8 protein-coding genes are annotated in these 12,390 nt (G+C 45.9%); 1 reads left to right on the top strand and 7 read right to left on the bottom strand.

Annotated features, from left to right (window positions below):
• Positions 1-316 precede the first annotated feature (316 nt).
• From KG118_RS02570 to KG118_RS02540, 7 genes are all read right to left on the bottom strand, one after another.
• On the bottom strand, positions 317-823 hold the full coding sequence (locus KG118_RS02570; protein WP_147331361.1) for a hypothetical protein: 507 nt from the start codon (positions 821-823) through the stop codon (positions 317-319).
• 5 nt (positions 824-828) lie between these two features.
• Positions 829-1,521, bottom strand: a complete 693-nt coding sequence (locus KG118_RS02565; RefSeq protein WP_117711062.1) for a hypothetical protein — start codon at positions 1,519-1,521, stop codon at positions 829-831.
• Positions 1,496-2,569 (bottom strand): toxin-antitoxin system YwqK family antitoxin, encoded by a 1,074-nt coding sequence (locus tag KG118_RS02560; RefSeq protein WP_117711063.1) that lies wholly within the window; start codon positions 2,567-2,569, stop codon positions 1,496-1,498. Before KG118_RS02560 ends, KG118_RS02565 begins: the two co-directional genes overlap by 26 nt.
• Positions 2,570-2,663: 94 nt before the next feature.
• Entirely contained in the window at positions 2,664-3,185 is a 522-nt protein-coding gene (locus KG118_RS02555; RefSeq protein WP_147331362.1) for a hypothetical protein, read from the bottom strand.
• Between the two features lie 180 nt (positions 3,186-3,365).
• Entirely contained in the window at positions 3,366-5,111 is a 1,746-nt protein-coding gene (locus tag KG118_RS02550; protein ID WP_147331363.1) for a tetratricopeptide repeat protein, read from the bottom strand.
• 374 nt (positions 5,112-5,485) lie between these two features.
• Entirely contained in the window at positions 5,486-6,649 is a 1,164-nt protein-coding gene (locus KG118_RS02545) for a hypothetical protein (RefSeq protein ID WP_117711066.1), read from the bottom strand.
• A gap of 55 nt (positions 6,650-6,704) precedes the next feature.
• A complete protein-coding gene (locus KG118_RS02540) occupies positions 6,705-9,413 on the bottom strand; it encodes a TonB-dependent receptor (protein WP_117711067.1) in 2,709 nt (902 codons plus the stop codon).
• A 182-nt stretch (positions 9,414-9,595) separates the two neighbouring features.
• On the opposite strand from KG118_RS02540, the gene KG118_RS02535 reads away from it, so the two are divergent.
• On the top strand, positions 9,596-12,376 hold the full coding sequence (locus KG118_RS02535) for a sensor histidine kinase (RefSeq protein ID WP_117711068.1): 2,781 nt from the start codon (positions 9,596-9,598) through the stop codon (positions 12,374-12,376).
• Positions 12,377-12,390: the final 14 nt, after the last annotated feature.

The raw sequence follows: 12,390 nt of genomic DNA, 5'->3' as shown, positions 1-12,390 counted from the left end.
ATAATAATGAATAATAGTAGTAATGCCAGTACATCATACCATATAAAGATATACCCTGCAATAATAAGGAATAACAGTAGTGCCAGTACGCCATGCCATGCACTGCCTGTATAGTGTCGGGCAAAAAAGCAACTGAAAGGACATACGAATAGACAAATCAGCCAAGCTTCAAGAACGTACTCTAAAATCGGGAATGAGGTAGTACTACATCCTGAGGAAGAAGCTATTGTTATATTTATTATCATTATTCCTGTGTATATGGCAATCATGGTGCCATAGAAAATTAGTTTCGCTTTCATTCTAATCGTTTTATTTATTAATATTCCTGTGTTATAATTACGATGGTGCCTATACTAAGGTAGAGTAGTAGTGCCAATACGCCGTGCCATGCACTGCCTATATAGTAACGTACATAAGAACAACTGATGCGGCATACGATTAAACAAGCTATTGCTTTATAAATCTGCTTATCAATATTAGCCGGAAACTCGGCCGGATGTAACTTTGCGTCTAAAATCATGGTCACTACAATATATATGATAGGCATGATGCTATAGAAAATCAGTATTCGTTTAATAGGGGTACATTTACATACGGATGCAATCAGTATGATGGTAAAACTTACGAATGACATCCATGCTGCTATTTGCCAACCTATAGCGTAAGGACATAAAGGGTCAAAAGCTGCGATTACCCATAAAACAGCCAAAGCTGCTGCCGACCCGCAGTCATCCGTATCTTGCAGAGCATTGAGTACCAATAGAACAGCCAGAATGACTGCAATGGTAATCGATAAGACTTTTATGCTTTTGTTTGGAATCATGTGTCTTACTTGTTTTCAGTTACTTCTGTTCGCCCTCTTTTATATAGAAGAAACGGATGACTGACCGGTTCGTCAGTATGATAGGTGATATAGACAGAATCACCGCTCACCCTGCTTATCTCAAAATTTGCCTGGTAATAGACGGGGCTTTCTCCTTTAGGGATAAATCGTCTTATGTCTATCTTCGTTTCGGATAGCGTCTGCAAGTCAAGTAAGGTCAAATTTCCATCGGGGTTGGTTTTGTCGTCGGCATCCCGGTAGAGCAATAGGTCTGACGTAGTGTCATAATCGCTTTCATAATACAGTTTGTTCTTGAAAAGATTCTTTCCGGTACTCTTCTCGTATAGGTACAGACGGACATTGTACTGTGATTCCCAACGGTCTAATACGAAATACTTTTCGAAATCTATTCCGCTGTAACGCAAAGCATATTTATCGGCTTGTGTGCATTCTATCGGTTCTTCCTCAATCAATCGCGTCTCATCCCCATGCTTTAAGGTGAACCTGCGTATGCTATCCGGTGATAAAGAGACGCAAAGTTCATAGCCCTGTTGCAACCGGTAAATGTCTTGCTTTACATCACATCTTTCCTGTGGACAAGCAGACATGCAGATGCCGAATGCCGGGAAACAACCGATGAGCAGTCTCTTGATTATTCCCGGCAAACGCGTTTTATTGCTTGTTCCCGTTACGGTCATACCTTTCCAGTGTAGTCCACGAACCACTACCGTTGGGGCGTTCCGCTACGGCTTTCAGCTTGCCGTTATCGTAATATTCCTTGCGATAGACTTCTGTGTCGTTTTCGCAGCGTCCTTCTTCACGTAATGTTCCGTCCTCGTAGAAACGCTTGTAGGGCCCTTCCTCTTTGTTGGTTTTGTAAGTGCGTTCCGATTTCAACTTGCCGTTGCTGCTGTAATATTCACGGCTGATGCCGTCACGTTTTCCGTTCAGGAAGTTTCTTGATGTTTCTACCTTCCCGTTGGTGAAGTAATGCTTTTCTTCCCCGGTTTTTTCATCGGCCTTATAGGTGGTCGAGACGGATGGCGTTCCGTCGTCGCGGTATTCTGTCCAGACACCTTCTTTCTTGCCGTCTTTGTAAGTGCCTTTTTCGCGTGGCTTTCCGCTTGCCCATATTCTGGAATATTCTCCCGTCATTTTCCCGTTCTTAAAGCTACGGCGGCATGTGTAGTCACCTCTGTTGCTTGTGATGTGCTCCACCCAGTTGCCGTCCGGCAGTCCGTCTTTATAGTAGGTGTCCAGAAGCAGTTTTCCATCTTCGCTGTAACGGCGGTCCGGTCCGTCCTGTACACCCATTTTGTAGCTGACTTCGGTTTTCACCTGTCCGTTCTGATAATAGGACTTGATGATGCCGTTCATCTTCCCGTTTATGAAGGTCGATTCCTCTGCCAAGGTTTTGCCGTCTGGATAGAATGCTTTGCGATAGCCGTCAAAGTTACCGTTCTTGTAAGTGCTTTCTATCATCAATACATTATTTTTGTAGTATCGGTAAAGACCGTCATACATTCCGTCCTTGAAGTTGGCAATAAAGTATTCTGAACGATAACCATCGATGATGCGATGCTCGCCTTGCAGGGGAGTTTTATCCTGATCCCAATGGCGGTACAGTAATCGTCCGTCGCCGTAGTTGATAACTGATACTTCATCTATTTTATATATTTTCTCTTGTGCTGATGTGTTCAGCAGGGTCGCTCCGCATAGGAGGAACATTAAAAACATTTTCTTCATACCATAATAGTTTTGGGCATTGTTTATTTTCCGGCAAAGAAAAGTAATATTATTGAATCAGAAGTGGTTTGGAAGTGTGCATATAGTGTACATTTCAATACTGTTCACTTTGGGAAAAGCTGTCAGGACAGTATTTCTTGATGATTGATTCGACTTTTTGTCGCCATTTATTAGAAATTGTAACATCATATTCTTCGAAGTCCCCGTATTTGAATATTCCATAGTTATAAGATAATATAAATGTGTCTCCTGTTACAAATAAATAAGTATAAAATGTCGGAATGGCAGCATAATTAACAACGTCATTAACTGAAATACCTAATGTTCCTTCTTTATATGCATCGGTGATTGTCTGCTTCTCTTTGGAGGTCAAAGGGATTACTTTGGTATTGTCGTAGGAAATATGGTAACCCTTGTAAGCATAGACATATTTCCTGTCCACCAAGTACAGTGTGTCGGTCGTAATCAAAGCTTTTATCTCCGTTTCGTGCTTGGCTTGTAAATAAAGAAAAGTATCTATATCTGCCTGTTCTTGCTCTGTAAGTATTCTTTGTGCGTTACAAACCGGTATTAACATACTAAGCAATCCCATAATCAATATTGTTCTAATGTTCATAACCCAATGGTATTAGCGTGCATCTTTCCGGATGCCTTTTGCGCTTCTACAATAAGAACCTTTCCGGGTATGATACAGATTTCAATTTGCATCACAAATAAAGACAATTTCATTGAATGATGACTCATCGGAGAGTGTGCATATAGTGTGCATTTCTGTGTGCATACTATTCCATAGCGGCTATAAGGATGCTATAAATTCGTCCCACTTTCCGGGGGCTCCTTTCTCTCTGAATACCTTTTCGTAGAGCCTTCGGCGGGCAGAAGAGATGGATTCTTTGGTATGGCTGGTCAACCGGGCGATTTCTATGGGTGACATGTTTATCTTGAGTAGCAGGCAGATGTGCAACTCGTGTTCGCTGAGTTTGTGGTACCGGTACAGTTTTCCGGTGAAGTCGTCATAGACATCGTTCACGGTTTCTTTCAGGGCTTTCCACTCTTCGCGGGTTATGGGGCGGTTGTCGGGCAAGATTTCTTCTTTGAGCAACCGGTAGATATCCGATTCCTGTATGACGGAGTACAGCATACGTTGTTCGTCCTTCTCTATTTCGGCTCTTTTGTTGGCATAGAGGGTTATCTCCTTTTGCATCTGTAGTTGCGCTCTCAGTGCTTTGTCTTTTTCGCCGAGGGCTTGGAGTTGTTGTTCCAGAAGTGCTATCTTCTTCTTGTTCTCTTTGATGAAGAGGGTGCTCTTTTGGTATTGTTCTTCTTTAAGGCGTCTGATGTCTTCCAATTGGGCGTTCAGCAGTAACTGTTTCCGGCGGCTGTGCTGCCAGTATAGCAGGAAGAGCAAGAGCAGGATGAGGCCGGACGCGATGGAATACGCCATGATTAGTGTTTTCCGGCTGTTTTCGGTCTTCAGTGCATCGTTTTCTTTCTCCCGCAGCCGGTAGTTGTAAATGGAGTGCATCTTGCGGATAGTTTCCATATTCTCCAGTCTTGATACCGAGTCGTTGTATAGAAGATATTGATTGATGTACTTCAGTGCCGCTTGCGGATTGCCGCGATCCAGAGATATGTTTCCCATGCGCAGGCAGGCGTTCCTTTTGCCATAGACATTTCCTACATCTTCTATCCGTTTACAATAGTAGATGGTGGAGTCCGGTTGCCCGGTGAGGTAGTAGTATTCTGCGGCAATGGAATAAGTGGACGACAATCCCGGAAGATAGGTACTTTTGATGGCGATGTCCAGTGCTTGCTTGGCATTCTCCCAGTCTTCCAATTGTACGCAGACGGCTGCGACCTGGCTTTCGGTCATGTTTATCATGCGTCTGTTGTCCATCGCATAGGCCAGCTTTCTTGCCTCCCTGAAATAGTGCAGGGTGCTGTCCGGCCTCTCCAGTTCACGGTAGGCACTGCCTATATCCCTCAAGCAGAACAACATATCGATGCTGTCTCTTCTCAATAAACTGTACCGATACCCTTCCTTCAATACTTCCAGTCCCTCTTCATAGAGTTTTTGGGAAAGCAGCAAAGTGCTTATCTGGCTGTATATCTTGCCTTTCAGCGGTGATTCAGTGTCTTCGGGCAGAGCTTCCATTGCCTTGTAGAAATAGGGTAATGCTTGCGGGGCGTCTCCCAAGTCGCGATAGACTCTGCCGGCGTAGTAGTAGGCTTCGGGCAGATGACGCTTGTCGTCTTTTTCTACGTAGTAGTTCAGGATGGGGAGTATAAGGCTGTCCGTGGTGTTGAGGATGTATGCTTTGTCTTTGGCCTTGATGCAGAGCAGGCGGTAGTACATTTGTGTGGCCTCGGGAGCGGTGGATATTTCCGTCTTGATGCTTTCCAGAAGGTGAATGGCACTGTCCGGCATAATGTTGGCAAGGCTGTCGGCTGTAATTAGGGCAGTAGGGTAGGGTACTTGCCTGCATGCGCAAAGGCAAAGCAGAAAGAAAAGGGTAATTACCGATTGCTTGTTTATTCTCATGGGTGCAAAATTAAGGAAGTTTTCGGTAGTGTGTTCTTTTTCCTTGAGATTGTTTTTAATGGATGTTCCTTTATTGCTTTTCTCATTAGGACTTAGCACCTTTGAGGCCTATATTGAGCGGTCACAACATCTCGTTCTTTTGTTCCATAACATCTCCATGTTTTTATGAAAAACATCCGGATGTATTAAGGTACAGGATGTGAAGAAGGAGTTGAAGAAGCAGAAGAAGGGGTAGTTGAAGAAACTGTCATTCTGAACGGAGTGAAGAATCTCTTCTCCTCATGATTAAGAGAGGAGATTCTTCACTTCGTTCAGAATGACAGAATGTGCCTTAGCGTAAAGGTCAAGCCGTAAGAGCTAAGTCGGAAGAATTATTATTTTACCCAGCTTCCCTTCATCCAGTCGCATGCGGCTTTAATGGCATCGAAGGAAGCGTATGACAGAGCTTCGTCTACTTTGTTGCTTGTTACGGCGGTGAAGTCATTATTGGTGTAGTCTCCGTCGGATTTCAATGCGGCGGTGATGGTCATATTGGTCAGTTTGGAAGTACCGTTTTTCAGTGCGGCATTCGTTAACGGGCTTTCTACAACCAGCGGTTGGCCTTTACCGCATACTTTGGCATTGTCTATGTCGGCTTGAGTACCGCGGCGCAGGCGGATGCCCTGCTTGCTTTCGCCGTTACCTGCAAGAATGAGGTTCTTGAGTACAGGATGCGATACGGGAGTGGCTGCATTGTCGTTTTCGTTGTTGTCGGCTTCGATGAGGCAGTCGCAGTCGTAGCCCAATGTAGCTTTGGCTTCCTGATAGGCAACGAGGTCTGTGCCTTTTCCGTTCCAGCCTTCCGTCCAGTCGAAGGAGTCGTCGCTGCAACTCACCACCACCATATTGCTTACATTTACCGAACCTCCGAAGAACTCGAAACCATCGTCCGAACCTTTGTAAGCCTCGCAGTGGTCTACGATTGTACCGCTGCCTACACCGTAGAAGGAGATTCCGTTGGCTTCATGCTCTTCGTCGAAAGCAAAACCGGTATATTCCAAACGGATGTATTGCAACGTACCGGAGTTGTCGGCATCATCATTGCCGCCATATACGGCGCCGCCTATTTCAGAGCTTCCTTTACCGCCTTCAGCGTTGGTGTGTGCCTTTCCGCAGATGTGGATACCGCCCCATGCACCGGGTTCTTCTTTTTCGCTGGTCATGATGATGGGCTTGTCGGGAGTGCCTACGGCATTGATTTTAGCGCCCTGTTTCACCAAAATATAGTCTACGATATTGTCGTAGACGGAGATAATCTTTACGCCTTCTTCAATGTTCAGTGTGGCGCCCGCCTCTACAATATATTCTCCGCTCAACTTGTAGGTGCTGCCGGCCGTCAGGGTCACGTCTTCGGTGATAGTACCTTTCAGGGTACTGCCGTTTTCTATCTCATTACCTTTGTCACCGTTGTTGTCGTTGTTGTCATCGCTACAGGCGGTGAGGGTAAGCATTCCGGCTGCAAGAGCCAAAGAATAGAATTTCAATTTCATTGCTTTCATAATTCAGTTGTTTTTAAATTGACTGTTCGTCTGTTTATACTCTATTTAAAAGGATTTATAGTTTGTAGCTGAAACCTATCTCGAAGTTGGCGCTTTTCTTATAGCGTTCCACTTCCACCTCTTCGCCGGTGACGGGTACTTCCTGCTTGAAGATAACGTCGCGGTTCAACAGGTCGTTTACTTGCAGCTTCAGGCTGAAGTGCTTGTTGAGGTCGTAGCCGGCGCTGAAGTTCAGAGTGTGCAGGGTTTGTTGCTTGATGTCCCCCAGCTTGGACACGCCTACCGCATGGATGCGGCTGCCTTGCAGGTTGTAGAGCAAGGCGAGGTTCAGTTGCCGCTCTTCGCCGAAGCGGGGGGAGTAGGTGAGGTCCGCATTGGCAAGAATGGGGGATGCGCCTTGCAAGGGACGCTCTTTGTTGGTGTACGCGCCGCCTTCGGGCAATTTTACGTTGGTGTACATATAGCTGACGTTAGCACCCAGACGCAGGTCGTTTACCAGTTGCTTGCGAAACTCCACTTCCACACCGACAGCCATTCCGTTGTCCGCGTTCCGGAAGCTGTGGAGTGTGGCTCCGCCTTGCAATGCTTGGATGCGTTCTATCGGGCTGTCGAGGTATTTGAAGTAACCGGTCAGTGAAATCATGTCTCCGTTCTTGCCGAAACGTTCGTAGCGCAGGTCAAAGTTATAGTTGTAGCCGTTTTGCAGTTCATCGTTACCGCGGATTTGCGCCGAACCGTAAGACTCCTGATAGAGAAAGGGGGCCATTTCGATGAATGAAGGACGGGTAACGGTGCGGGATGCGGAGAAACGGATGCTGTTGGCGTCGTTCACTGCATACTTCAGATTCAGGGTGGGGAAGAAGTCGTTCTTGTCCAAGTTACGTCGTTCGGCATACCAGTCGCCGCCGTCGGTGGCATAGTTCACCCATTGTTTGCTTATCTCGTAGCGCACGCCGAGGTTTACCAGTAATGCCGGTACAGGGTAGAAGTCGGTCAGAAGGTAGCCGGAGTAGATTTCGTTTCCTGCACGGTAACTGTCTTTGGGCTGCATCACACGCTGTACTACTATGTTCCCGTCTGCAATGTTTGCTTGGTTCAGGAAACCGTCGGTGTCGTAAATGTCGGTGATGTCGGGATTAATCCTGTTCAGGTTGTAGTAGAAACGGGTTGCTTTGTAGTCGCGGTTCTTGTTTTTGTAGTTGAAACCCAGTTTCAGGAAGTTGTTTTCACTCCATTTCCAGCGCATGGCGAGGTTCCCGTTCCATTCTTCCTCGTCCAGGCTGCCGAAGTAACGCATGGTTTCTTGGCGGTTCAGCTTGAAGAGGCCGAGTGTGCCGTCGTCATTCTTGATGTACATCACTTGGCGTCTGTCCGGTTCTTCGCTTCCGGTCTTGCTGTACGATCCGCCCCAAGTCAGTTCCCACTGTTCGCGCTCGCCGAAGTCGTGGAGCCCGTTCAGTTGGTGGTTCTGCAGGGTGTAGATATGTGTGATGCTGTTGCTTCCGGTCAGTTCGTGGTCCTCTGCGTCTATACCTTCGCGGCGCTGGTAAGTGTCTACGGCATTGCGTGCATAGAAAAAGGTGTAACCGATGCGGTCGTGTCGGCGCAGGGTATAGCCTACGTGTCCCAGTGCCGCGAGTTTCAACTCTTGTGCATAGCTGTCGTATGAGAAGTTATCCTGTACATTGCCTGTCGCTTCCAGAGTTTTATAGAAGGCGTTGTCCATATTTTGATAGCCGTTGCCGGCGCTTACGGATGCCAGTATGCTGAGTGTCTGGTTGCCAATGCCGATGTTCTTGCCGAAACCGAGGTTGCCGCCAAAGTCCGGCAGGGATGATTTCTTCTTTACGGCAAACGAGGTGTCGAATATATTTCCGGTCTTTACATAGTCGTCAAAATCCGACAGGGACATATCGAGTGCGGCTTGGTCTACACCGGAAGTCTTGAACAGCGAGCCGTTGCGGTTCATCCGGTAGCGGTCTTTGCCCAAAGTGTTGAACTTGCCGCCGGTGTTGAAACTGATATTGAAGAAATCTTCGGTGATACTCTCTTTGGTGTTGATGTCGATGTGCGCGCCCGAATAGTCGGCAAAGGCTTCCGCATTATATACTTTGCTTACGGTGATGTTCTGTACGGTGCTCGATGGAAAGAGGTCCAGCGGAATCAGTTTGTTGTCGGGATTGGGAGAAGCTATGGGAAGTCCGTTCAGGGTGGTTGTGCTGTACCGGTCGCCCAGTCCGCGCACGATGAGTTGTCCTGCGTCGGCAATGGAGATACCTGTAATCTTCTTTACTCCTTCTTCCACATTGCCGATGCCTTTGATGCCCATTTCCTTTGAACCGAGGTTCTCGATGGCGAGGGTGGCGTTTTGGCGTTCCATTTGCAGTGCACGTTCGCCTTCAAGGTTCTTTCGGGCTACTACGGATACTTCACCCAGCGCCTGCGCGTCGCTCTCCAGCTCAAAGTTCAGTACGACATCGGCATTGCCTGTTTTTACATTATTCATGACGATGTCTTTGTAGCCTACATATTTAATGGATAATGTGTAAGTTCCGTTTTTTACATCCAGAGAGTAGTTGCCGTCTATATCGGCGATGGCGCCTTGCGTAGTTCCCGCTATCTGTACGGTAGCTCCGGTCAGCGGCTCCCGGGTCTGCCTGTCGGTGATAGTACCTTTGATGGTACCTGCCATGACCGTCATGGCAGAAAGTGTAAGGAATAAAATAAGGAAGAAAATCTTTCCTAAATCTAATTTCGTGCTCATCTCTTTTATACGTTTCTTAATTCGCTGCAAAGATGCGCTGATGATGTTACGTGTTTGATACGGAGTGTGTACATTATGCTTTCAAAAGTATTAAGGTTCTGTTACATGGCTTTTGAGAATGAAATGTTGCTGTTCTTATCATAAATAATTATATTTGTTGCTTTAATTCAAAAAAAGAGATTATGGCAGTTACCGATAGGGATGATAGTGAACGTTTTCTGAAAATGAGCAAGCTGGGACGAATAGGTTGGTGGGAGGGAGACTTTGCTACACAAACCTTTCTGTGTTCGGAATATGTCTGCGAACTGTTGGAACTGGAGAGCGAGGTGATAACCTTTGATGATTTCTTCCGCATGATTCCCGAAGACTACCGCGACCGTATAGATCGCCAGTACAAAGCCTTGCTCTATCTCGATGTGTATGAGCAAACCTATCCTGTGATGGTGCGTGACGAGCTGCGGTGGGTTAATTCACGTGTGGGCTATAAGGAAGTGGCTCCCGACGGTTCCGTCCATGTGTTCGGTATAGTGCAGTTACTCAATACTTCACAGGATCTTCAGGAAAAAGATATTGTGCGTCGGCTCAATGACTTGCTTTTCCGCCAGACTTCCATTTCACAATCACTTTTTAGCTTCCTCAAAGAAGATGAAGTGGACGGTGCTGTTTATAATGTATTGAAAGATATTCTTGATTTCTTCCATGCGGGTCGTGCGTATATATTTGAATATACTGCAGATCATGATTTTCTGAACTGTACTTATGAGGTTTCAGCCTCCGGGGTGGATTCTGAGAAAGAACGGATGCAACATCTCTCTGTAGAGATGTTACCTTGGTGCAATACGCAATTGCTGCAAGGCAAACCTGTAATGCTGGAGAGCATCGGACGGATGCCCGGGATGTCGGATTATGAGTACAGTATATATGTACGGCAAAACGTTAAGGCCTTAATGATAGTTCCTCTTATTGTGAATGACCATGTATGGGGCTTTGTAGGAGTGGATATTCTGGACCGTTCGGTACTGTGGACAAACGAGGATTATCAATGGTTGGTATCACTTGCCAATATCGTATCTATTTGTAGAGAGTTGCGTAATAGTAAAGATAATGCCGTACGTGAACGTAATTTCCTTAGCAATCTATTTCATTATATGCCTTTGGGATATGTGCGTATGTCCATTATACGTGATAAGGAGGGGATGCCTTGCGACTTTCGTCTGACAAGCGTGAACCGAAGATTCGAAGAATTCTTGGGAAAGCCGGTGGAAAACTTTATCGGCAAGACTGCTTCCGAAATCTATGGAGACCCTACTGAGAAGCTTAATTATCTGTTAGAGCTGCTGGGTGGCGGTTTGCATAAAGAACAAGACTTGACGTTTGAACATACCGGGAGGGTGTGTCATACAGTTCTCTACTCTCCCGGAAATGATGAGGTTATGTCTCTCTATCTGGACACTACCGATACTGTACAAGCACATCAGGCTTTGGACCGCAGCGAGAAACTTTTTAAGAATATCTTTGCCAACATACCTGCCGGAGTGGAGATTTATGATAAGAACGGATTCCTGCTGGATATCAATAATAAGAACATGGAGATATTCGGCATTCGTGATAAAGCGGATGTGATAGGCATTAACCTGTTTGAGAATCCGAACATATCTCCCCAACTGGCGGAACAAATACGTGCTTTGGATGCAGTGGACTTCCGGTTGGATTATGAATTTGAGAATATAGAGGGGTATTATCCTTCTGCGAAGCGTAATATAATAAATCTGTATACCAAAGTCAGCAAGCTATATGACAATAGCGGAAATTGTACCGGGTATGCTCTGATTAATATAGACAATACCGAGCGCATAGACGCTTTAAGCCGTATCTGTGACTTTGAAAACTTCTTCCTGTTGATTTCCGACTATGCAAAGGTGGGTTATGCCAAGTTGAATTTGCTGGACAGGAAAGGTTATGCCATTAAGCAATGGTATAAAAATATGGGTGAGGACGAAAGCGCTTCATTGCCGGAGGTTGTCGGCGTGTATAGCAAGATGCATCCGGATGATAGAAAGCGGATGCTGGACTTTTTCTATAAAGCGCGTATCGGTGAGGTCAAAAACTTTAAAGGTGAAATGCGCATCTTACGTCCGGGCACGAAGGGCAAGTGGAACTGGGTGCGTACCAATGTAGTGGTGAATCAGTTTGCACCGGAAGAGGGTATCATAGAACTTATCGGCGTGAACTACGACATTACGGAACTGAAAGAAACGGAAGCCATGTTGATTGATGCCAAGGAGAAAGCGGAAACCGCCGATAGGCTGAAGAGTGCTTTCCTTGCCAACATGAGCCATGAGATACGTACCCCGCTGAATGCGATAGTGGGCTTCTCCAGCTTGTTGCTGCAAGATGAGAATCCCGAAGAGCGGGAACAGTACATGGCGATTGTGGAAGAGAATAATGAACTATTGTTGCAGCTTATTTCCGATATATTGGACCTCTCAAAAATAGAAGCGGGTACTTTTGACTTGGTACACAAGGAACTGGATGTGAATTTCTTATGTGAAGATATAGTACGTACCATGAAGATGAAAGCCCAGCCCGGAGTGGAGATTCTTTTTGAACGACATTTGCCGGAGTGTATTATTGTCAGCGACCGTAACCGTCTGAATCAGGTTCTATTCAACTTCATTAATAATGCGGTAAAGTTTACATCAGCCGGTAGTATACGTTTAGGGTATGACCAGGTGGATGCAAACCATTTACGCTTTTATGTGGCTGATACGGGGATAGGTATCAGTCGGGAACAGCAGGCCGATATTTTTGAACGTTTTGTCAAACTGAATACTTTTGTGCATGGTACCGGATTAGGATTACCTATCTGCAAGAGTATTATTGAACAGTTGGGAGGCATAATCGGTGTGGATAGCGAACCTGGTAAAGGGGCGTGTTTTTGGTTTACGTTACCGATAGCTTAGAAAAAAGGTATGTG

Source organism: Bacteroides propionicigenes (assembly GCF_018390535.1).
GTDB classification, from domain to species: Bacteria; Bacteroidota; Bacteroidia; order Bacteroidales; family Bacteroidaceae; genus Bacteroides; species Bacteroides propionicigenes.
This window is presented reverse-complemented; position numbering and strand designations above follow the sequence as displayed.